The 21,827-nt window shown below is 70.5% G+C and carries 23 protein-coding genes; 14 read left to right on the forward strand and 9 right to left on the reverse strand.

The genetic code is table 11. The features are described from left to right. Window positions 1-132: 132 nt before the first annotated feature. From ACZ573_RS35190 to ACZ573_RS35210, 5 genes are all read right to left on the reverse strand, one after another. Window positions 133-318, reverse strand: coding sequence for a hydrophobic protein (locus tag ACZ573_RS35190; protein WP_471312469.1), 186 nt, complete (start codon window positions 316-318; stop codon window positions 133-135). A 305-nt stretch (window positions 319-623) separates the two neighbouring features. After that, window positions 624-1,946 (reverse strand): alcohol dehydrogenase catalytic domain-containing protein, encoded by a 1,323-nt coding sequence (locus ACZ573_RS35195; RefSeq protein ID WP_471312405.1) that lies wholly within the window; start codon window positions 1,944-1,946, stop codon window positions 624-626. Window positions 1,947-2,150: 204 nt separating this feature from the next. Further along, window positions 2,151-3,302 carry an FUSC family protein gene (locus ACZ573_RS35200; RefSeq protein ID WP_471312407.1) on the reverse strand — a complete coding sequence of 384 codons (1,152 nt, stop codon included), beginning with the start codon at window positions 3,300-3,302 and terminating at the stop codon, window positions 2,151-2,153. Between the two features lie 160 nt (window positions 3,303-3,462). After that, window positions 3,463-3,858, reverse strand: a complete 396-nt coding sequence (locus ACZ573_RS35205) for an ATP-binding protein (RefSeq protein WP_471312409.1) — start codon at window positions 3,856-3,858, stop codon at window positions 3,463-3,465. 277 nt (window positions 3,859-4,135) lie between these two features. Beyond that, window positions 4,136-5,386 (reverse strand): PP2C family protein-serine/threonine phosphatase, encoded by a 1,251-nt coding sequence (locus ACZ573_RS35210; RefSeq protein WP_471312471.1) that lies wholly within the window; start codon window positions 5,384-5,386, stop codon window positions 4,136-4,138. Between the two features lie 601 nt (window positions 5,387-5,987). On the opposite strand from ACZ573_RS35210, the gene ACZ573_RS35215 reads away from it, so the two are divergent. From ACZ573_RS35215 to ACZ573_RS35245, 7 genes are all read left to right on the forward strand, one after another. Continuing rightward, window positions 5,988-6,644: a HemK2/MTQ2 family protein methyltransferase gene (locus ACZ573_RS35215; RefSeq protein ID WP_471312473.1), complete on the forward strand. Its 657-nt coding sequence runs from the start codon at window positions 5,988-5,990 to the stop codon at window positions 6,642-6,644. Window positions 6,645-6,678: 34 nt separating this feature from the next. Then, on the forward strand, window positions 6,679-6,975 hold the full coding sequence (locus ACZ573_RS35220) for a hypothetical protein (RefSeq protein ID WP_471312411.1): 297 nt from the start codon (window positions 6,679-6,681) through the stop codon (window positions 6,973-6,975). A gap of 96 nt (window positions 6,976-7,071) precedes the next feature. Further along, window positions 7,072-8,229: a carboxylate-amine ligase gene (locus ACZ573_RS35225; RefSeq protein ID WP_471312413.1), complete on the forward strand. Its 1,158-nt coding sequence runs from the start codon at window positions 7,072-7,074 to the stop codon at window positions 8,227-8,229. Window positions 8,230-8,431: 202 nt separating this feature from the next. Beyond that, complete coding sequence (locus ACZ573_RS35230; RefSeq protein WP_471312415.1) at window positions 8,432-8,821, forward strand: hypothetical protein; 390 nt, start codon at window positions 8,432-8,434, stop codon at window positions 8,819-8,821. 233 nt (window positions 8,822-9,054) lie between these two features. Further along, window positions 9,055-9,507, forward strand: a complete 453-nt coding sequence (locus tag ACZ573_RS35235) for an SRPBCC family protein (protein ID WP_471312417.1) — start codon at window positions 9,055-9,057, stop codon at window positions 9,505-9,507. After that, a complete protein-coding gene (locus ACZ573_RS35240; protein ID WP_471312419.1) occupies window positions 9,500-11,089 on the forward strand; it encodes a phytoene desaturase family protein in 1,590 nt (529 codons plus the stop codon). Before ACZ573_RS35235 ends, ACZ573_RS35240 begins: the two co-directional genes overlap by 8 nt. Window positions 11,090-11,199: 110 nt before the next feature. Then, window positions 11,200-11,607, forward strand: coding sequence for an SsgA family sporulation/cell division regulator (locus ACZ573_RS35245; protein ID WP_471312421.1), 408 nt, complete (start codon window positions 11,200-11,202; stop codon window positions 11,605-11,607). Between the two features lie 255 nt (window positions 11,608-11,862). Here ACZ573_RS35245 and ACZ573_RS35250 read toward each other — a convergent pair whose 3' ends face one another. Together ACZ573_RS35250 and ACZ573_RS35255 are read right to left on the reverse strand one after the other, a co-directional pair. Continuing rightward, complete coding sequence (locus ACZ573_RS35250; protein ID WP_471312423.1) at window positions 11,863-13,062, reverse strand: PP2C family protein-serine/threonine phosphatase; 1,200 nt, start codon at window positions 13,060-13,062, stop codon at window positions 11,863-11,865. Then, window positions 13,059-14,660, reverse strand: coding sequence for a sensor histidine kinase (locus ACZ573_RS35255; RefSeq protein ID WP_471312425.1), 1,602 nt, complete (start codon window positions 14,658-14,660; stop codon window positions 13,059-13,061). Before ACZ573_RS35255 ends, ACZ573_RS35250 begins: the two co-directional genes overlap by 4 nt. Window positions 14,661-14,773: 113 nt before the next feature. On the opposite strand from ACZ573_RS35255, the gene ACZ573_RS35260 reads away from it, so the two are divergent. Next, a complete protein-coding gene (locus ACZ573_RS35260; protein ID WP_471312427.1) occupies window positions 14,774-15,547 on the forward strand; it encodes a response regulator in 774 nt (257 codons plus the stop codon). A gap of 45 nt (window positions 15,548-15,592) precedes the next feature. Here the strand turns inward: ACZ573_RS35260 and ACZ573_RS35265 are convergent, their stop codons facing one another. Together ACZ573_RS35265 and ACZ573_RS35270 are read right to left on the reverse strand one after the other, a co-directional pair. Further along, entirely contained in the window at window positions 15,593-16,027 is a 435-nt protein-coding gene (locus ACZ573_RS35265; protein ID WP_471312429.1) for an ATP-binding protein, read from the reverse strand. A gap of 316 nt (window positions 16,028-16,343) precedes the next feature. Beyond that, a complete protein-coding gene (locus ACZ573_RS35270; protein ID WP_471312431.1) occupies window positions 16,344-17,258 on the reverse strand; it encodes a SigB/SigF/SigG family RNA polymerase sigma factor in 915 nt (304 codons plus the stop codon). 451 nt (window positions 17,259-17,709) lie between these two features. On the opposite strand from ACZ573_RS35270, the gene ACZ573_RS35275 reads away from it, so the two are divergent. The 6 genes from ACZ573_RS35275 (at window position 17,710) to ACZ573_RS35300 (ending at window position 21,772) form a co-directional block, all read left to right on the forward strand. Continuing rightward, window positions 17,710-18,789, forward strand: coding sequence for a magnesium and cobalt transport protein CorA (locus ACZ573_RS35275; protein WP_471312433.1), 1,080 nt, complete (start codon window positions 17,710-17,712; stop codon window positions 18,787-18,789). Window positions 18,790-18,856: 67 nt separating this feature from the next. Continuing rightward, a complete protein-coding gene (locus ACZ573_RS35280) occupies window positions 18,857-19,903 on the forward strand; it encodes a YihY/virulence factor BrkB family protein (protein ID WP_471312436.1) in 1,047 nt (348 codons plus the stop codon). A gap of 311 nt (window positions 19,904-20,214) precedes the next feature. Beyond that, window positions 20,215-20,628 carry a phage holin family protein gene (locus tag ACZ573_RS35285; protein ID WP_471312438.1) on the forward strand — a complete coding sequence of 138 codons (414 nt, stop codon included), beginning with the start codon at window positions 20,215-20,217 and terminating at the stop codon, window positions 20,626-20,628. Next, window positions 20,625-21,107: a DUF3618 domain-containing protein gene (locus ACZ573_RS35290; RefSeq protein ID WP_471312440.1), complete on the forward strand. Its 483-nt coding sequence runs from the start codon at window positions 20,625-20,627 to the stop codon at window positions 21,105-21,107. The genes ACZ573_RS35285 and ACZ573_RS35290 overlap by 4 nt, the downstream gene beginning before the upstream one ends. Continuing rightward, window positions 21,104-21,370, forward strand: coding sequence for a DUF4235 domain-containing protein (locus ACZ573_RS35295; RefSeq protein WP_471312442.1), 267 nt, complete (start codon window positions 21,104-21,106; stop codon window positions 21,368-21,370). Before ACZ573_RS35290 ends, ACZ573_RS35295 begins: the two co-directional genes overlap by 4 nt. A gap of 90 nt (window positions 21,371-21,460) precedes the next feature. Beyond that, window positions 21,461-21,772 (forward strand): hypothetical protein, encoded by a 312-nt coding sequence (locus ACZ573_RS35300; RefSeq protein WP_471312444.1) that lies wholly within the window; start codon window positions 21,461-21,463, stop codon window positions 21,770-21,772. The last annotated feature ends 55 nt before the right edge of the window (window positions 21,773-21,827 follow it).

Here is a 21,827-nt window from a genome sequence, read left to right on the forward strand (position 1 = left end):
CTCTCTCTCCCCCCCATCACTCCTCCCCCCCCCCCCCCCCCCCCCCCCCCCCCCCCCCCCCCCCCCCCCCCCCCCCCCCCCCCCCCCCCCCCCCCCCCCATGCCATGTCTGAACTGCACTGTTGTCGTACGGCTACCAGCGATACCAGCGGCCGCTACTGCCCTTCGGACGGGCCACGAACCCGATGAGCCACAGGATCAGGACTGCGATCGCGACCCACCAGAGAATCTTCACCGCGAAACCGACGCTGAAGAGAATCAGGACCAGCAGAAGAACAAGAAGCAGGGGAACCATAGTTATCAACCTCCGAAACATCATCTGCCCGGCCACATCCGGGGCATGCATTCGATTTTTACTTGTTTCTTATCCTGGTGGCCGGGCATGAGAGCTCGCCCGCAATCCGGAGTTGTCCGTGATGGTGCTTCGAGGTGAACGTGCCGGCGGCCGGGCCGTCTGACGGGATTGCTCACGCCGCTCAGCCCGATCGGCCGCTCGGCGAGGCATCCTCCGCACAGGGTCAGTACGCGAGTCAGCCGACCCTGTTCTCTTCCGGCGTCTCGCGCGGCGGCCTTGCCGTAGGTGAGCGGCATGCCGCTCACGGCGATGCATGTCCCTCCCAGGTGTCAATGTTTGAGGGCCTGCTCCAGCTGTTGCTTGTTCATGTGGGAACGGCCCTCGATGCCCTGCGCCTTCGCTTCTCGACGCAGCTCCTCCAGGGTCTGATGGGAGGAGCCGTCTCCCGTGCTCCTGCTGCCTCGCTTGGAGGCGGATGTGCGGTGGTTGGAGCCATTGGTGCCGTTGGGGTGAAGGACGACCTTGGTCCAGCCGTCGTCGCGGTTGTCGAAGTGCTCGTACGCCGAGGACGCCTCGTCCAGGCCGAGTTCGTGGGAGACGAGGAAACTGGGCTCGGCCTTGCCGCCGGCGATCAGGTCGCGCAGGGCCCGGTTGTAGCGCTTCACGGGTGCCTGGCCGGTGCCGACCCGCTGGCCCTTGAACCAGAGCATGCCGAAGTCCAGCGGTACCTTCCCCTGGGCTTCGAGCTCGCCCTGGGCCTCGGCGCCTCCCGGGTCCTCGGGCAGGAACACGCCGACCACGCCGATGCCACCGGTGAACCGGACCGAATCGATCAGCCCGTTCATGGTCAGGGTCGCGTCTTCCTTCCCCTGGGGGTCGTGCGCCTGGTAGCCGACGCATTCGCAGCCGTTGTCCGCGCCCAGTCCAAGGGTCGCTTCCTTGACGACCTCGGCCGGATCCTGCTCGGCGGTGTTGACGGCGATGGCGCCGATCTCCTCGGCGACCCGGAGCCGATCGGGCTGGTGGTCGGCGACCCAGACGCGGCCGGCGCCCTTGAGGATCGCGGAGTAGGCGGCCATGAGGCCGACCGGACCGGCGCCGTAGACGATCGTCTGGTCGCCGGGCTTGACGCCGGCCATCTCCGTGGCGTGGTAGCCGGTGGGGAAGATGTCGGCCAGCATCACGTAGTCGAGCTGGCGCTCGGCGGCGTCCTCGCCCAGGCGCAGGGCGTTGAAGTCGCCGTACGGGACACGCAGGAGCTCCGCCTGGCCGCCCTGGTACGGGCCCATCTCGGCGAAGCCGTACGCGGCGCCGGCCATGTCCGGCTTGGGCTGCATGGTGAGGCAGTAGTTCGTGAGGCCCTGCTCGCACTGCTTGCAGAAGCCGCAGGCGATGTTGAAGGGCAGGACCACCCAGTCGCCGACCTTGACCTTGCTGACGGCCTTGCCGACTTCGACGACCTGGCCGAGGTTCTCGTGGCCGAGGGTCCGGCCGGTCTCGAAGGAGGTCCGGCCTTCGTACATGTGGAGGTCGGAGCCGCAGATGTTGGTGGTGGTGATCTTCACCAGGATGTCGCCGGGGTGCTCGATCTTCGCGTCGGGGACGTCCTTCACCGTCACCGTCCGCGGTCCTTCGTACACTGCCGCTTTCATGGTCGTTCCTTGCCGACGCCACGCTTCACCGGCTTGTCCACGGCGGGTGGTGGCACCTTTGGGGGGTGGTGGCGCGGTCGGTCCTACAGGCGACTCGATCGCGGGGCGGCGTCCGGCTGCCTCGGCGGCTGACGCCTCTCATATCGCGCCTACCCCGCCCCGCGCTCACGTCACACCACACGGGCCATGCTGAATCGAGGGTCCTCAGGTCCTGGCGAGGCTCTGCCGGCCCGATCGGAGATCGGCCAGGAGGCGGCCGGCATCCGTGAGGAGCGTCCCCTGCAAGGTGTGCACGGCCGGAGAGGCTTCCCGGCCGGTCCGTTCCTGCTGTTGCACCTGGTCGAGTTCTGCGGCTGCTTCGTCGATCGTCGCGTCGAGGAGGTTCGGATCAGTGGCGGATGCCTGGCCGATCTCCTCCATCGCGGTGGCGACAGCGCGCAGGACAGCGCTGAAGCGGGGCCGGAAAGCGGCCGGGAGTTTCCCGATTTCCCCGCTGTCGAGGGCGTAGTCCAGGGTCCGGGTCATGGAGCGCAGGTGGTCCATGCTGCGTTCGGCGACAGTGATGGCTTCCCGGGCGCGGGGGAGGGCCTCGCCGGAGCCGCTGAAGGTTCGGCGCGGGTTCATTCTGCCGTTCTCGATCTCGCCTTCGATGGTGTGGCGGATGCGCTCGCACTCGGTGGACAGCCCGCGCCAGTCGCGGCGCCACTGACGCAGCCGATCCCGGTCGGGATCCTTCGCCTCGAGGGTGTCGGCGAGGTCGTTGAGGCGCTGGGTCATGGCGATGTAGAGATCGGTGACGGCTTGCTGCCGATGGCCGGTGTGCCGGGCGGGCGCAAGGACGAGGTGGGCGGCGAGGCCGCAGAGCGCGCCGATGCCGACGGACGCGACCAGGTGGCCGATGTAGTCGATCTGTCCTTGGCCGGAGGAGAACGCGAAGAAGCCGACGATGGCGACCTGGGTGCCCTGCTGCCCGAGGCGCCGGATCCTGCCGATGCAGAGCGCGATCAGGGTGAGGAGGCCGAACGTCCAGCCGTGGATGCCGGCGACGGCCGCCAGGGTGGCGGCGAGCGTGGCTCCCGCTGTCATCGCCAGCACGTACTGGAGGCAGTCGCGCACCGAGCGGTACACGGTCGCCTGGAGTGACACCAGCGCGGTGAACGGCGCGAACGTCGCAACCGACGGCGGCAGCAGGTAGCGGGCAAGCACCCACGCTGCCATCGCCGCGATCACGGTCTTGGCACCGAGCAGCACCTCGTCACGCTCGCTCCCGGCTCCGAGAACAGCGCGGCGTAGATAGTCGGCCCGCTCCGTGGCCGCCGACCGGATCCTTCGCGGCGCCTCCACCCATCTGGGCAAGATCGACCACCTCCCACGTCCCTTTGCCCCGCCGGTCTGCGCTCGATGCTCGGTTCACCGTCACAAGGGACCCTTCGCGGTGTCACGGAGTCGCGGAGTGACACTCGGGCCCTTCTGGCCGCGTTCGATGTCGGAGCGCCTCTTCTGCGACCTCACGGGTCTACCAAGGGGAGTGGGCGCAGATGGCTTTGCCGCCCTCGGGCGTGGGTTCGATGTGGATGTGGGTGGTGAGCTGGTTGATCAGCAGCCATCCCCAGCCACCGGTTCCGTCCGTGTGGGGCGGCCGGGGCTGGGGCCGGCAGGGGCTGGTGTCGGTGACACAGATCTCGAGGTGGTCTCCGTGCAGTTCCAGGTGGAGGGCGCAGGGTCCCCCGGCGTAGCGGAGGGCATTGGTGACGAGCTCGGTGACGACCAGGAGGACACCCTCAGCGTTGGAGGGGTGGGCAGGGGGTCTGACCTGGGCGGCGCGGTGGAGGAAGGCGCGAGCGGCGTCGCGTGCGGCTGTCGCGGGCTGACCTGTGCGGGGCACGGGCTGATCGAGGACGGGTGCGGCCATGGAGGCCTCCTTCCACTGGTGGACCTACACAGCGCCTGCCCTCTCCACGGCGAAAGACCCGCTCTGTCCCCAAGCAGTCGGTTCTGTGGAGAACGTGCTGCAATGGCGGCGCCGGTTCGGCGCAGCCCGTATGGCGGATTCGCGTGCGGGCGACGGTGGCTGCGGTGCCGGCGCCTTCGCCGACACGCGCCGCGTTTTTTCGATGGGTTGCCGCGAGCCGGGCCGTGAGAGGCAACGCCCCGGGTGCCCGCCGCGACCCCTCCCCATGCGACCCGAGTCATGGCTCGGGAGAGTGCCGTCCTGTCCTTGCCGGCCGTGAGGCGTCGGTGAGGTCGGCGCCTGTGGCGGCGTCACGCCGGGATGTACCGACGCCGTGCCAATCCAGGCACATGACGGTCGCGTCGTCGGCCAGATGGCCGTCGCTGGCGTCGACGATGGCACCGACGAGGGCGCGGGCGGCCTCGCGGGGATGCAGCGCGCGGGTGCGGACGATCAGGTCCGACAGGTCGAGGCTCTCGGCGCCGCGCTCCAGCACGCCGTCCGTCAGCATCACCAGCCGGTCACCGGGCCGCAGGTCCAGCGACTGCACCTGGTAGGTGTTGGCGTGGGAGGCCTGGAGGCTGAGACCGAACGGCGGATCGATTTCGGGAACGATCTCCTGTACTTCCCCGTCGCGCATCCGCAGCGGCCAGGGGTGCCCGGCATTGACGAACTCGGCCCTGCCGTCGAGCAGGCTGATGCGCAGCAGTTGACCGGTGACGTAGCCTCGGCGGCCGTGATCGCGCATGGCCTGGTCGGCCTGGCGGGCCTGTTCCACGAGGTCCTCACCCGCCCGCCGAGCCCGCCGTAGGGCGCCCACCACCAGCGTGGCCAGCAGCGCAGCGTCGACATCGTGGCCCATGGCGTCGGTCACGGAAAGCTGGAATGTATCCCGGTCGATCACGTAGTCGAAGGTGTCGCCCCCCACGTGGTCGGCGGGTTCCAGCGCTCCGGCTACCGCGAACTGTGCCGCCTCGCACGCCAGCGATGCCGGCAGCAGCCGGTGCTGGATCTCTGCGGCCAGGCTCAGCGGCTTGGTGCGTCGGCCCCACTGGTACACATCGGTGTGGGACCGGTTCGTGATGACGATGTAGGCCAGCGCGTGCGCGGTCTCGCTGATCTCCCGCATCACCTGCGTGCTCGGTGCCGTGGGCAGGAACAGTTCGAGGAGCCCGATGGCGTCCCCGCGGCTGGTCACCGGCGCGACGACCCGCACCAGCTCACTCCCGCCCCTTTCCTCCACCCTCGGCCGCTGGGTGCGGATCACGTCGTCGTACAAGGTGCCCCGCAGCCGAATGCGCCGGGCCGGCTCACCGGTCTCGACGCTGCCCGCAGCGCCCAGCCGCACGACCGAACTGCCGCTGAAGTCAGAGATCAGGAACGACACCGACGCGGCCCCGAGGTGCTCCTTGAGCATGCGCGCGACCACGTCGAGCGACTCCACCGGTGCGGCGGCCTCGGCCGCTTCCAAGGTCTCCGCCAAAGTCATAGCCCTGCCCCGCCGGCTTCCGCCCACGGGAGGGCGAGAGGCCTGTCCGTCCTCCGGCTCTTCTGCGGTCACAGAGACCCCTTACTGCTTGATGCCGACCGGCACTCCGTCCCGGATGCGCGAAGATCCGAGCCGAGGCGGCACCCGACAGGTCACATTGCACCACGCCCCCCGGAGCCCGGCACCCTGCCGCGGCCAGTCCCAAGAGCCGGCTGCCGGCCAAGGGCGCAGACCGCCGGCCGCTCTCCGGGTCTTGCCACGGTCCCGACGCGCGGTCGACTGGCGGAGGCGTACCGGACGGGTGCCCTGCCGTCGCTCCCCGTGGCCCGCCTACCGTCTGGCGCTGACCACCCCCGGGGCGGGCTGGCCAGCCGAGGTGGTCAACCGGCATCGTCGACTGCTCGGTTCCCTCCGGACCGCTCGCGGGGCATTGAGGAATCAGAGGCGCATTTTTGGTCTGATCCTCCGAAGATCGACGCTCCACCGGATGGGGCGCCTCAGTCAGGGCAGGCGCAGTACGTCGTCAATCGCAGTGACTCGCTCTGCGAGCCGCGGCGAAACCGGAGGTACGGTGCCCAGTACTGCTCTTTCCTTGACCACGCTGCCCGGCGGCCTCGTGGCCCTCCCGGGCGTCTACCAGCCGCAGGCGGACACCAGGCTGCTCGCCGCGGCACTCGCCGATGAGGACCTCGGGCCCCGTACCGAGGTCCTGGAGATCGGTACGGGAACCGGCGCCCTGGCGCTGCACGCCGCGACCAGGGGCGCCAGGGTCACGGCAGTCGACGTGTCCTGGCCCGCGGTGGCCACAGCCCAGCTGAACGCCTGGCTTCACCGTCTTCCGATGCGCGTCCTGCACGGGGACTTCGAGGCACGCACCAGGGGAAGGCGGTTCGACGTCGTCTTCTCGAACCCCCCGTACGTCCCCGCCCCCGACAGCCGGCCGCCCTCGCGAGGGCCGGAACGGGCCTGGGACGCCGGAGTCGACGGGCGCGCGGTCATCGACCGGATCTGCGCGGACGCCCCGGCCCTGCTGCGGCCCGGCGGAATCCTGCTCATGGTGCACTCGGGGATGTGCGGTGCCGAGGAGACCCTGGACCGGCTGGCGGGGGCAGGGCTGGCAGCTCAGGTCAGGACGACCGCCTCCGTGCCGTGGGGCCCGGTCCTGCGGTCGCGACGGTCCTGGCTGGAACAGCGGGGCCTGGCGGCCCACGCCGAAGAATGGGAAGAACTGGTGGTCATCCGCGCCCAGCGCCCCTGACGACCCCACCCCGTGCCGGTGCCCGTTGCGGGGGATGCCCGGCGGGTGGCCGTGGAGCGCCAGGGACCGCCGCCGACCCCGCCTCGTCGAGGGACGGGGCGAGCTCTCCGACGCCGTCATCCGGGCCCTGCGGACGGGAACCCCGCCCGTGCACGCGCGGGAAGGGGACCCGGACCTGCCGCGCCTGCGCCAGGCCGTGGAAGCCCGCTTCCTGCACGCGCGGCGCACCGAGCTGTCCGACGCTCCCCGGCCGGTCGAGGACGCCTTCGGCCCGTTGCTCGTCGAGCCCGTCGATGGCAATGCCCGCGGGTGGGTGCCGCTGATCGGGTGACTGGCGGCCGATCGAAGGGGTAGACGCGAGGCAGTGCCGGTGAGTCGGCTGCGGCCTGCTCCGGCCCCTTCGACGAAGGGCTTCCCTATGTGTGCCATGGTGATCGTCCCGGTACGCGGCATCGAACAGTCGAAAGCCGGCCTGCCGCGGGGAACCCACCGGATGACGGTGGGCGTCGAGGAGGAATTCCTGCTCGTGGACCGGCGTACGGGCATGCCCGTGGCGCGGGGCCCTCGTGTCCTGGATGCCGCGGTCCCGGTCCTGGGCGAGCAGGCGCAGGCGGAGTTCTTCGGCGCACAGGTCGAGGTCTGCACCCGTCCCACGCCGAGTCTGTCCGCGCTGAGGGCCGAACTGGCGCTGCTGCGGAAGGTGATGGGGGAGGCGGCGGCCGGCGAGGGGTGCCTGCTCGTCGCCACCGGTACTCCCGCCGTCCCGCCGGGGCGTCCGCTGACCGTGACCCCGGGTGAGCGTTACGAGCGGATGGCAGCTCGGTGGCCCGCTCTGGCGGGTGGGTACGACGGTGTGGTGTGCGGCTGCCACATCCACGTCGGAGTGACCGGACACGCCCAGGCCCTCGCACTGGCCAATCACATGCGGCCCTGGCTGCCGACGCTCCAGGCGATAGCCGCCAACTCGCCCTTCTCCCTGGGCCGGGACAGCGGCTGGGCGAGTCACCGGTCGGTCGAGTACGCACGGTGGCCGGGTGTCGGTCCCGCGCCCCTGCTCGACGAGGCCGGCTACGAACGCCTCGCTGACCACCTGGTCCGCAGCGGCACCCTGCTGGACCGCCGGATGATCTACTGGCACGCCCGGCCGTCCGAGCACGTACCGACCCTTGAGATCCGCGTCTGCGACGTGAACGCAGACCTTGACGTGGTCGTACTGCTCACCGCCCTGGTACGCGGCCTGGCCCTCTCACTCATGCCCGACCTCGGCAGCGGACAGCCACCCCCGGACGTTCGCGACCCACGCCTGCACGCTGCCCACGCTCTGGCAGCCCGTCGCGGGCTGACCGGCGAGGGCCTCGATCCCGCCCGGGGAGAGTACGTTCCGGCCCTTGTGCTGGCGGAGCGGCTGCTGGAACGTGCGGCGCCCGGGCTGGCTGGGACCGGAGACCTGGACCTCGCGGAGGAGCTGTTCGACCGGGTGCGGCGCTCGGGCGGTGGAGCCGCCCGGCAGCGTGCCGCGCACCTTCGAAGAGGGCGCCTGACCGACGTGGTGAGCGAGCTGGCGCGCACGACAGCTGCCGCCTGACCTGGCTTCGTCGCGCCGAGCAGGGGCCGATCAGCCATGGGTCTGGCACGTGGCCGGCATGTGGCCAGGCTTCCGCTGCCAGTGCCGTGCGTGCAGTCGACGCGACCGCTTCGGTGGACGGTGGGACGATGAGAAGGACCAACGGCAGACGCGCCGACACCGACGCGCGCGCCTCTCCCCCTACAGACAGCAGGCCAGGCCAATGACGAAACAGCCGAAGCCGTCCCAGCCCGCCCACGGCAAGGGTCCGAGCCGCCACGAGGGCACCGAGCAGCACGGCTGGTCGCCGGACGTGGATGAGACCCGTCAGCAGGAGAACCCGAGCGCCCGTCGTTCCTTCCACCCGGACGAGTACGCCCCGGACAAGGGGCCCGGCCGGACGGTTTCCAAGGAAGAGGCCGGAAACCCCCACGGCAAACCGGCGAAGAGCAGGGGAGCACGCGGGGAGGACCAGAGCAAGGGCTCTGGGGCGAAGGGCATGCACGACCTGGGCCCCCGGGGTCGTTCTCAGCGTCCTAGTGGAACGAAGGACGCTTCCGCCTCCACAGGAGTGGACCCCCAGGACCCGCCCGGCAAGCGCAGCGGCGGATAGCAGGGCCTGGACACGGCCGAAAGAACGAGGCGCCGAGAGGCGGAGGTCAGTGCCGCGGCCCGGCGCGTCTGAGGATGAGCGCCGGTGGCTCGCACGACGTGACATGCCCACTTGATACAGGTCGCCCGGCCGCCGACCAAGAGACCGCGGGCCGAGGGGCAAGCGCACACAGCCACCGTCCGGCTCGCGCGGTCCCGGCGCACCGTCCGTTTCCCGGCAGAAGGACTTCTCTCATGGCCGTCCGCAACCAGCTGATTCACCGGGCCCCGCAGGCGGTGTGGGCGGTGCTCGCCGATCCGGCCCTGTACGGAGAGTGGGTGGTGGGCCCGTCCGAGTCCACACCGCTCGATCAGGCCTGGCCGGAGGTGGGATCCCGGCTGCGCTACACCGTGCGGCTGGGACCCTGGTCGACCGACGGGGTGACCACGGTCCGACACCGGGAGCCCGGCAGGGAGCTGGAGCTGGAAGCGTCGTTCAAGTCGCTGGGCACCGCGAGGATCTTCCTCCAGCTCCGGCCGTGGGGCGGGGAAACCCTGGTCGTCTGCGACGAGCACCCCCTGCGCGGCGTGGGCGGAACCCTGCACAACCCCGCGATCGAAGCCCTGCTCCAGCTCCGCCACCGGGGGATGCTGGCCCGCCTGGCCAAGATCGTGGAACAGGATCACGCAGGGGTCCCCCATGCCTGACGCGGTGGTGATCGGCGCGGGCCCCAACGGGCTGGTGGCCGCGAACCTCCTGGCCGACGCCGGCTGGAGCGTGGAGGTGCTGGAGACGCAGCCGGAGCCCGGCGGGGCCGTGCGCAGCGACCGAGGCGTCCACCCCGACTACGTTTCGGACCTCTTCAGCGCGTTCTACCCCCTGGCCGCCGCCTCCCCGGTCCTCGCACGCCTCGACCTCGCGGCCCAGGGCCTTCGATGGAGTCATGCCCCGGCCGTACTGGCCCACCCGCTGACGGACGGCAGGTGCGCGGTACTGGAGCGCCGGGTGGAAGAGACCTCGGCCGGGCTGGCAGGGTTCGCGGCCACTGACGGGGACGCCTGGCGGGACATGTACAAGGTGTGGAGCCGCATCGGTCCCGACCTGGTACGCGCCCTGTTCACCCCATTCCCTCCCGTCCGGTCGGGCCTGCGGCTCGCGGCGAAATCGCGGGTTGCCGGTGGACTCCGGCTGGCCCGGAACCTTGCCCTGCCGGTGCGTCGCCTCGGCGAGGAGGAGTTCGCCGGAGAAGGCGGCCGGCTCTTGTTGGCCGGGAACGCCCTGCATGCCGACCTTGCCCCCGAGGCCGTCGGCAGCGGCGGATTCGGCTGGCTGATGTCGATGCTCGGACAGAGCCACGGCTTCCCGGTGCCCGTCGGCGGCGCCGGCGCCCTGACCGCAGCGCTGGTGAGCAGGCTCCGGCACCGCGGGGGCGTCCTGCGCTGCGGGGAGCGGGTCGCGTCCGTCGTCGTACGCGGCGGCACGGCGGTCGGGGTCAGGACCGCGGGCGGGGAGACCGTCAGCGTGCGGCGGGCCGTACTGGCCGACACGTCAGCACCCGCCCTGTACCGCGACCTCGTCGGCGAGGAGCACCTCCCGTCCCGCCTCCTGCGGGACCTGGAACGCTTCCAGTGGGACTTCGCGACGTTCAAGGTCGACTGGGCCCTGACAGGCCCGGTGCCGTGGACGGCGCCGCAGGCCGCCGGGGCGGGGACCGTCCACCTGGCCGACGGCGTCGACGGCCTGACCCGCTTCGCCTCGCAGATCGCCATGGGACAGGTCCCCGACGAACCCTTCGCGCTGTTGGGCCAGATGACCACGGCGGACCCCAGCCGCTCACCTGCGGGGACGGAATCGGCGTGGGCCTACACCCACCTCCCGCAGCACATCACCTCCGACGCCGGCCCCGACCGCATCACCGGCCGCTGGGACGCCCGCGAACAGGAAGCCATGGCCGACCGCATCGAAGCCCAGGTGGAACGCTTCGCACCCGGCTTCCGTGAACTGATCGGCGCCCGCAGGACTCTCGCCCCCATCACCCTCCAGGCGATGGACGAGAACCTCCACAACGGCGCCATCAACAACGGCACCACCGCCCTCCACCAACAGGCGATCTTCCGCCCCACCCCCGGCACCGGCCGGCCCGAGACACCCGTCACGGGCCTCTACCTCGCCTCCGCGGCCGCCCACCCCGGCGGCGGCGTCCACGGCGCCCCGGGCGCGAACGCGGCCCGGGCTGCTCTGAGAGCCCACGGACTCCACAGCCTCCTCCACCGCGCCCAACGGATCTGAACGGCCATGGCTTCCCCGCTGGTCCCTCGGTCGGGCCGGTGTGGCAGGGGTGAAGCGGGGCAGACGAGTGCAAACAAGCAGCCCACCTCGGAGGCCTGTCGATGTCCTGCGTGTCCGCGTCCGCTCTGATCGTTGCCCGCCTCGACGCGCCGAGGGGCCGTGTGCCGCTCCTTGCCCGGTTCTCGTATGACGCCGAGGACCCGTACGTGGTCCAAGCCACCTTCTTCGACGGCCCCACAGTCCTGGCCCGTTGGCACTTCGACCGGCAGATGCTCGCCGAGGGACTCCACCGTCCGGTGGGCGAGGGAGACGTCACGTTCAGCCCCCGCACGACAGCAGGCACCGACGAGCTCCGCGTCGCACTACGAGGCCCCAGCGCCGAGACGCAGGGTACTGCTGTTCTCTTCCTGGAGGCCCGCGCGATCGCATGCTTCCTGGAGCAGTCGTACGCCGTCACCGGCGCGGGGGAGGAGTTCCTCGACCTCGACAAGCTCCTCGACGAGTTCTTGGCCAGCTGACATGCAGGCTGGATCTGGGCGCCTCCGCGGCAGCCCCGCACACCCCTGGCACCCGGCCTGGGCCACTCCCGGACTCCGTCGCGCAGCCGTGACCCCGGTGCCAGGTCGATCAGGCCGGCGCCGAGGCCGTGTTCGGCGACGGCCAGGGCATGGCGCGTGAACTCCGGCCGGACACGGACGCGGCGACCTTCCGAACCGTGATCGCTGCCGGACGCGCCCCCGTGGTCGGCCGGGCGGACACCGAGCCTTGCATTTTCAGGCCGGGTGGAAACCCCAGCCGAGGCGGAGTACCGCGAGGTCGTCGGTGTGTCTTCCGGCGTTGAGCGCTCTGGTCTGGCGGATCAGGCTGTCCAGGTGCGCTCCAGGATCCGCGGACGGTGTGGTGTTGATCAGGGGCAGGAGCCCCTCGACGCCGAGCCGGCCGACGGCGTCCCCGTTGTGCCCTTCGGTGAGGCCGTCGGTGTAGAGAGTGAGTGCCCCGGCATCCGGGAGGGGGATGACCGTGGGGCGCCAGTCGTGGTGGCCGGGGTCGATGCCGAGCGCGATGCCGTGCTCGGCGGCCACCTCCAGGGTCTTCTCCGCAGTGGTGAGCAGGGGTTCGTGGTGGCCCGCCAGGTAGAGGGTGGCAGCGCAGGCCTTCTGATCGAGGGTGAGGAGCGTGACGGTGGCGAACAGGGGCTGGGTGCCGCGCTCCGCTACCAGCAGGCGTTCCATGAGGTGCAGCAGCTCGGTTCCGTGGTGGCCGGCCAGGACGAGTGAGCGCCAGGCGATGCGCAGGCATACGCCGAGGGCGGCGGCGTCGGGACCGTGTCCGCTGACGTCGCCGACGACGGCGTGCAGCAGTCCGTCGTCACCTTCGACGACGTCGAGGAAGTCGCCGCCGAGCAGGGCCTGTTCGGCGCCGGGCAGGTAGCGGGTGGTCACCGTGACGGTGGAGGTGTCGAGGAGGGGCCTGGGCAGCAGTCCGCGTTCCAGACGGGCGTTCTCCTCCGCGCGCTGCCGGGCCGACTGGGCTTCGGCCGCCGCGCGTTCGGTGTGGCTCCGGTAGACGGCGTAGCGGACCGTGCGGCGCAGCAGTTCGGGTTCTACCTTGCCCTTGACGAGGTAGTCCTGGGCCCCGGCGGCCATCGCTTCGGAGCCCGCCTGCTTCTCGGACAGGCCGGTCAGGACGATCACCGCGGTGTGCGGGGCCATGTCGCAGACAGCAGTGACCGCATCGGTCCCCGACACGTCGGGCAGGTGCAGATCGAGGAGGATGCAGTCGACGGCGCGGGATGCGACTTCGGAGCGGGCTTCGGCCAGCGAGACGCTCGTGGTGAGCTCGAAGCGCAGCTCGGTGTCGTGGAGGAGCTCCTCCACGAGCAGGGCGTCGGCGGCGTCGTCCTCGATGAGGAGGATGCGGTAGACCGGTTCGTCCGCGGCAATGCCGTCGATGTGGGTGAGGGTCGCGGTCATGGCGCCGGCTCCGTGGTGTCCCGGGTCGCTTCCCACATGGTCGACGGGGCCGGGGGAGGCGTGGGGGCGAGGGTGAAGCTGATGCGCGTTCCGTCCCGGTACTCCGGGTCCACGGCGATGGTGCCGCCGTGGAACTCGACGATCTTCTTGCACATCGCCAGGCCGATTCCGCTTCCGGGATAGGCGTCCTTGGTGTGGAGTCGCTGGAAGATCACGAATACCTTCTCGGCGTACTCGGGCGCGATGCCGATGCCGTTGTCGGTCACCGTGAACCGCCACAGCTCTCCGACGCGATCGGCTGTCACGTGAATGTGCGGTGCTCGGCCCGGGCGGTGGAACTTGACCGCGTTGCCGATCAGGTTCTGCCAGAGCATGCCCATCTGTGTGGGGTCGGCGACCAGGGTCGGCAGCGGATCGTGGGTGACGGTCGCCCCGGCCTCTTCGATGCCGAGGCTCAGGGAGGACGCGGTCTGCTCCATGACCGCTTCTAGGTCCACGCTTTTGTGGTCGTGGTGGACACGGCCCACCCGGGAGAAGTCGAGAAGGTCGTTGATGAGGGTCTGCATACGGTTGGCACCGTCGACGGCGATGCCGATGTACTGGTCCGCCTTGGCATCGAGCTGCCCTCCGTAACGCCGCTGGAGAAGCTGCGTGAAGCTGGAGACCTTGCGCAGCGGCTCCTGCAGGTCGTGGGAGGCCACGTACGCGAACTGCTCCAGCTCGGCGTTGGACCGCTGCAGGTCGGCGGTCTGCGCGTCGAGGTGTCGCCGAGCCTCTTCGCTGAAGGCGAGCTCCCTGACAAGACGTCGGCGCATGAAGTCGATCTCGCTGCTCAGCCGCTGCAGGTCCGCAGGGCCTGTAGGGGTGATGGGGCGGTCGAAGTCGCCGCCCGCGATGGCGCGCGCGTCTGCGCCGAGCCGTTCCAGAGGCGTGGTGATGCCGCGGCGAAGGGCTTCGAAGACCAGGCCCGCGAGAAGGGCGATGACCGTGGCGATCGCCCCGAAGACCCAGTTGCGCAGCCTCATCGTGGCCATGAGATCGTCTCTGGCCCGTGCCCGCTCAGCGAGCAGCCGTTCTTGCTGGGCGGTCAGGGCCGCGCGGACCTCGTCGAAGGCTGTCTTGCCCTCCGCCGAGCGTTCCGCGGCCAGAGGCGAGGGTGCGCCGGCGGGAGCGGCGGCGACCGGCCGGGCGATCCTCTCCTGCCAGGCTTTCGCGGCGTCCTGCACCGAATCGAGGTCCCTGAGACCTGCGGGGTCGGCGCGCAGCAGTTCCGAGAGCCGGGCGCTGTCCCTCTCCTGGTCCGCGAGGCCCTGCTGGTAGGGGCCGAGGAACTCCGGGGTGCCGGTCAGGCCGTAGCCGCGGATGCCGGTCTCCTGGTTCAGCAGGGCCGACTCCAGGCGTATCGCGGTGGACAGCGCGGGAGACCTCACGTCCACGAGGCCCTTGCTGAGGGACGTCGTGCGCCCCAGCATCCACGCCCCCGTCAGCCCGAGCAGGGCCAGCACGGCCAGCGCCGTGGCCACCCCGACCCGCAGCCATCGCCGGGTCGTCCACGTGGAAAGGCCCCGCGCCTGCGGCGGCCCCCCGTTGCCGGTCATCTGTGAATCCCTCCGCTGAGCCGTCCGCCTCGAAAGAAAGCGCAGCGCACACTGTAGAGGGCCGCGGACAACGTTTGTTGTCGCCATCCGGTTTGCGGCCTAAGCTGCGGTCCATGCCAGGCAAGGACTTCGTTTTGCGGACCACAGCGCCGGAGATGGCCGCTGTCGTGGATGCGGCCGTCTCCAACCTCGCACGGCGCTTGGCTCTCCACCTGGAGAAAGTCCTCACGGACCCGGCGGCCGACGGCCGGGCCCGTGCCCTGGCCCGAGTCCACGTGCTTGAGCAGCTCCAGCAGGCAGCCGGACGGCTCCAGCGGGACGCGGCCCTGGACGCGGCCCGCGCGGGTGCCGGATACCCCCAGATCGGCCGGGCATGCGGCATGACCCGTCAGGGCGCCCGGCGCCGCTGGCCCGGACTCTTCAACCACCCCGACGACGAACCTACGGAGCATCCGATGATGACCGGCCCCGCACGCCCTTTCGACGTTCTGCTCGTAGAGGACGACGCCGCCGACGCCATGCTCATCGAGGAGGCTCTCTCCGAGCGCGGTACCCGCAACCTGGTCCAGGTCACCGACGGACTCGCCGCCCTCGAACACCTCCGAGCCCCGGGCACCGCACGCCCCGACCTCATCGTGCTGGACCTGAACATGCCCCGGATGAACGGCCGTGACCTGCTCCGGGTCCTGAAGAGCGACGAGACGCTGCAGACCATTCCCGTGGTGGTCCTGACCACCTCCTCCGCGCCCGATGACGTCGCCGGCGCATATAGCAGCCACGCCAACGCCTACGTGACCAAGCCGGTCAACCTGGAGGAGTTCGAGCGAGCCGTCCAGAGCATCGACTCCTTCTACCTGGACACGGCCACCCACCCGCCCCGTGCGTGACATCCCCCGGTACCCGGCGAACCCAGGCTCGCCGGGCCGGAGGGGTCAGCGCCCCGCTGTCATGCCGTACTCCAGCCGGGAGGCGTCGATCTCGGCCCACACGGCCTTCCCGGTCCCGTACGTGTGCGTGCCCCAGCGATCGGACAGGCGCTCCACGATGTACAGGCCGCGGCCGCCCGGGACGCCGCGTTGTGGCGCCGAGTGGCGGACGGGAGGGGTTGTCGTGCCGTCATGGACCTCGATGTGCAGGGCCGACTCATCCGCGGCCAGCACGAGTTCGTGGCAGCCGCCTGCATGCAGTGACGCGTTGGTCAGCAGTTCGGACACGAGGAGGAGGGTGTCCTCGGAGGTCTCGGTCCTGTCCCAGCCCCAGTCCCGGAGTGCTTGGCGCGTGAAGGCGCGGCCCTTGGCGACCGGCCCCGGGACGCCCGCGAGCGTGAGCCGACGGCGCTGCCTCCCGGAGGGAAGACCAACGCTCATCTGACCGCCCGCCTCCGGTTCCTTGGTCTCCACTGTGGCCCCACCCCCGTGTTCACCCCTGGCCTCTGCTCCCGGTACCCGGCCCATGCCGCGGTCACTGCCGGCGCCCTGGGTCGGTTGCATGCCCCTGGGCGGTGCGGGAAGCCTCAGCACGGTCGTGACAGTGTAGGGGACCCCCCGTCTCAGGGCATTGCCTTGTGGAGCCGCACCGTGAAGCTGCTGCCGGTGGTGTGGACCTCGACGAGGTCGCCGAGATGGTGGGCCGGCCTCGGACCACGGCACCGCGTTCCCCGGTAGGGACGTCATCGGTTGCCCCCTACCCGGCGAGCATACCGGCGCGAAGCCGGACGAGAGTTCGGGACAGGAGGCGGGAGACCTGCATCTGGGAGATTCCCAGTTCGGCGCCGATCTCGGCCTGGGTCTTCTCCTGGCCGAAGCGCATCCGCAGGATCAGCCGGTCGCGCTCGCCCAGTTGTTGCAGCAGCGGTGCGAGGGTGTGGAAGTCCTCGAAGAGTTCCATGGCGGGGTCGACATCGCCGACGAGTTCCGCCAGCGGCCGGGTGGTCCGGCTGGTCGGGGACGGTACGTCACTCTCCCCGGCGGCGGTGTCGAGGGAGCCGCTCGTATAGCCGTTCGCTGCGATGAGTCCGTCGATGACCTGTTCCTCGGTCAGTTCGAGGTGGCCGGCGACCTCCTTGACGGTCGGGGCCCGGCCGAGGACGTCGGTCAGGGCCTCCTGGGCCTTGGCGAGCTCGCTCCGCAGTTCCTGGAGACGGCGAGGGACGTGCACGGCCCAGGTGGTGTCGCGGAAGTGGCGCTTGATCTCCCCGATGATGTACGGGAGTGCAAGGGTGGAGAATTCGACCTCGCGCTCGAGTTCGTAGCGGTCGATGGCCTTGATGAGGCCGATGGTCCCCACCTGGATGATGTCGTCCATGTCCAGACTCCCGCCGAGCACGCGGGCACGGAAGCGCCGTGCGGCGAACTGCACGAGGGAGAGGTTCATCTCGATCAGGGTGTTGCGCGTGTACTGGTACTCGCGCGTGCCCTCCTCCAGCGTTCGCAGTCTGCGGAAGAAGACACGCGAGAGCTCGCGCGCGTCTCCGGGTGCCATCTCACGGGCGTTCTCCACTCGAACCGGCTCCCGGTCCTCCGCCGGCGCCCCCGGGGTACCTGCGAATTGCGCTTCCTTTGCCCGAACGGGGCCCATGACGGTGGCCGAGCGAGACATGACGACCGCTCCCTCCCAGTTGGCTGACGGCTGTCCGCACCTTCTGCCCCGTCTTCGCGGTTGTACGCACTTGCTCTTGCCAGGTGTCGGCTGTCGCTGCGCGGGTCCGGCCTGCCGGCGGGTCCGGAAGCAGGCGCGCGTGGTCGATGTCCATCCCGCCGCGGACGTGCACGATGACACCCAGGCCGCGGAGCGATACGCGCTGGGACGCATCCCCCGTCGGAGTGTCCGTCTGGTGGTGAGGCGGTCCAACGGGCGGCGGGTGCGCGGTGACCCGCTTCTGGTCGCCTTCGATCTCGGCGCGCTCCGGTGTGATCCCGCGGGTGAGGAAGAAGTTCAGGACGGTGCGGATGGCGGCGGTGGCCGCCGGCCGGCCGATCTCGGTGAAGCTGGGGGGCGACTGCCGTGCCGCTTCTTGCCCGCGTCCGTGCGCCTGTACGAGCCTGCTCCGGTGTCTCCCGCCACAGGGCGGATGCAGGACGAGAGCCGGCTGCGGGCGCATGAAATGGAGCTGGTGAAGCATGCGCGGGAGATGGAATGTGTCATATACGACCAGGACTCGGGCCGGTCGGAGCATGTGGAGTGCGAGCTGCCGGACGACGCCTGCCGGTCTGCCCTCAAGCAGCTGCGGGACATGGGCGAAGGCGAGTTCGCCTGGGTCCGGCTGGCAGGCCCCTCGGAAGGTGAACTGGTCGAGCTGGCCGAGGACCTGGACCTTCACCCGCTGGCCGTCGAGGACGCCCTGCACGGGCGACAGCGTCCGAAACGCGAGCGCTTCGGCGACGTCCTGGCCGTCGCGCTGAAGACCCTGCGGTATGTGGAAGAAGAAACGGCGGTGGAGACCGGCGACGTCATGATCTTCGTAGGCCCCCGCAGCGTTCTCACCGTGAGCCACGGAACGATCGATCCCTGTACCGAGGCCGCCCGTCGGCTGGAGGCCGATCCGGACATGCTGAGCCATGGCCCCTGGGCTGTGCTGCACGCCGTGCTGGACGTCGCCGTCGATGCGTACAGCGACGCCGCGCGAAGGGTGCGCGCCACGCTCAACCGGCTCGAGGACGAGGTGTTCTCGACCTCCCGCGTCGACCACACCGAGAGCATCTACTCCCTCAAGCGGGAAGTACGCGAGTTCCGTGACGCCGTGCAGCCGCTCGTTCCGGTGGTCCAAGGCCTCCTGTCCGGCGGCCCGGGTGAGAAGGGCCACCAGCCGAAGATCGCCCCGTACATCCGTGACGTCGCCGATCACCTGCACCGTACGGACATCGAGGTGCGGACCCTGGACGAACTGCTGGACTCGGTCCTCGGCGCGCAGCAGGCCCGCGTGGGCACCTGGCAGAACGACGACATGCGACGCATCTCCGCGTGGGCGGCGATCTTCGCGATCCCCACGATGGTCGCCGGCGTCTACGGCATGAACTTCGAGAACATGCCGGAACTCGGCTGGACCTACGGCTACCCGCTCGCCGTCGGTCTCATGGCGCTCGCGTCAGGTGCGCTCTACCGTGCCTTCCGCCGCAACGGCTGGCTGTAGGAGCAAGGCTCCGGTTCTCGCGTGCCCTCGCGGACATGAGTGGCGCCGCAGTGGAAAGCCGCAGGGTATGACACGCGCACCCGAGCCAGGCCCCGGCGGACACGACGATCGCGGGGACACCGGCCACCAGAGCACGGCGGGCCCGGACCCACAGGTGGAGGAGCGGGCACCCGACCGGCCCACAGAGCTGCCCAGGCGGTCGTGGAAGGCCGTGCTGCGCGGCACCGTGAAGGAATTCAGGGACGACGAGCTCGCCGACCGGGCCGCAGCCCTGACCTACTACGGAGTCCTCGCCCTCTTCCCCGCCCTGCTCGTGCTGGTGTCCCTGCTGGGCCTCGCGGGGGAGTCAGCGACGAAGCAGGTCCTCGACAACCTGCAGAAACTGGCACCCGGCTCGGCGCGGGACGTGATCACCGACGCCGTCCAGCAGCTCCAGGGCCACTCCGGCGTCGGATCGCTCCTGGCGGTCGTCGGCCTCGTCGTCGCCGTGTGGTCGGCGTCCGGCTACATCGCCGCGTTCATCCGCACCTCGAACGCCGTCTACGACATGCCAGAAGGCCGCCCCGCGTGGAAGGTCCTCCCGCTGCGCCTGGCTCTCACCGTCACGCTGATGGTCCTGGCCTGCGCCGGAGCGCTCATCGTCGTCTTCTCCGGCTCTCTCGCCCGGCAGGCGGGCACCGCCCTGGGGATCGGGGACACCGCCCTGACCGTGTGGTCGATCGCGAAGTGGCCGCTGCTCGTCCTCCTCGTCACCATCATGATCGCGATTCTCTACTGGGCTGCCCCGAACGCCAGGGGCCGCGGCTTCAGGTGGGTGACGCCGGGCAGTCTCCTGGCGCTGGCGATCTGGATGGCCGCCTCGGCAGGCTTCGCGTTCTACGTCGCGAACTTCGCTTCCTACAACAAGACCTACGGCACCCTTGCCGGTGTGATCATCTTCCTCGTGTGGCTGTGGATCACCAACCTCGCGATCCTCCTCGGGCTGGAGTTCGACGCGGAAATGGCCCGGCAGCGCGCGATCGCCGGCGGACTCCCCGAGGACGAGGAACCCTACGTCGAGCCCCGCGACACCCGCGCGTGGAGCGACGACGATCGCCGCCGGACGGAGCACTGACCCATGCGTGAGCACGGCTCGCCGCGAGACCGGCACGGCACGGCCGCTCCGGCGTCGCCTGCGGCCGCCGACCAGGGGCGCGGCCCAGCACACCATGGCCGTACGAGGTCGGCCCCCGGGCTGATGCCGAGCCATCTTTCGTACACCGCTGGTTGCCGCGCGGATGACAGCGCGGTTGCGGGGTAGGCGCGCCGTGAGGACGACATGGCCATCCAAACCGAGAACGGCATCGACTCGGTCGAGCGCGGCGCCGACGCCGACCGACGTGTCGTCCGTTCCAGCAGATCGAAGAAGGGCAAGGTGACCCCATCATGAGCACGCTAGAGCGGCAGTCCCACGCCGCCGACGACTCGGTGGGCGTCCTGGTTTCACGTGCCTCGCAGCAGATATCCGAGCTGGTACGCGAGGAGATGCAGCTGGCCCGGGCGGAGATGACCCAGAAGGGCAAGCACTACGGGAAGGGCGGCGGCCTCTTCGGCGCCACAGGGATTATCGGCCTCCTGGCACTCCAGGCTCTGACGGCAACCTGTATCGCCGCTCTCGCGCTGGTTCTGCCGGTGTGGGCGTCCGCCCTCGTCATCACCGCGGTCCTGGGGATCGTGGCGGCCGGAACCGCCCTGGCCGGCAAGAAGCAGATCGCCCAGGCCGGCACCCCGGCTCCCGAGCAGACCATCGACAGCGTCAAGGCCGACCTGGCCGAGATCAAGGAGAAGGCACACCGATGAACGACGACGCCCGAACCAACATCGGCACCCCCGCCCCTGCCGGCCCCGGCTCCGCCGAACTGCACGATCAGGTCGAGCGCACCCGCGACGAGCTTGGCCAGACCGTCCAGGCCCTCGCCGCGAAGGCCGACATCAAGGCCCAGGCCAAGGAGAAGACGGCCGCCGTCAAGGGCCAGGCCGCCGAGAAGGCAGCGCTGGTCTCCGAACAGATCCGCGAGAAGACGGGGCACGCCGCCCGGCTGGTCAAGGACATGACCCCCGACCCGCTCCTGGAGAAGACCGCGCAGGCCGCAGCACAGATTCAGGAGAGTGCGGCCAAGGCGGGCCAGTACGCCACGGACAAGACGCCGGACCCGCTCCTGGAGAAGGCCGGCCAGGCAGCGACGGCCGCACGCGCCCACCGCACCCCGCTCCTGGCGGTCGGAGCCGCCGTAGTCGTCTTCCTGCTGGTCCGCCGCAGTCGGGGACGTCGCCGATGAAGGCATCCAAGATCGCCTACAAGCCCGTCGGGCTGGCCCTGGGCGCCGTCAGCGGCGTGATCGCAGGCGCCGCCTTCAAGCAGGCTTGGAAGATCATCGAGGGCGAGGGGGATGCTCCCGACGCCACCGACGAGGACCGGACCTGGAAGCAGATCCTGCTCGCCGCGGCCATCCAGGGCGCGATCTTCGCCGTGGTCAAGGCCTCGGTCGACCGGTCAGGGGCAATAGCCGTACGGCGCCTGACGGGCACCTGGCCGGGCTGACCAGCCGCGGTGCCGGCCCCTTCCCCCAGCCGGCCGGCACCGGCTGCCCGACACACCCTTACCGACAACGCTCCTTTCGTGGAGGAAGCCATGGCCGTGCAACACGGTCTGCACGTCCTGGCCGCCGCAGCTGTCACCGCCGGCGTCCTCACGGGGTGGTTCACCCGCGCACGACGCAACAACGGACAGGGCGCCAGTGCCGCCCGCGCCCCCTGGCGCCGGGCAGCACCCGCCTCGGCCGGGGCCGGCGCGGGTCAGCAGCGTGTGGTCAGTCTGCACGCCGCCTTCCTCGACCTGACAGGCAACCGAACGCTGAAGACAGCCGAGGCGCACCTCGACCGGTACTGGGCGAGCGTCGCCCCGCTCTACCCGCGCTCGGACCCCGGCCGCACCCAGAGCTGACGGCCGCGGCCGTGCGGGCCGGAGCCCTTGGACGTAAGACCCCTTACCGACCCGA

It is taken from the genome of Streptomyces sp. NPDC040545, from assembly GCF_055595065.1.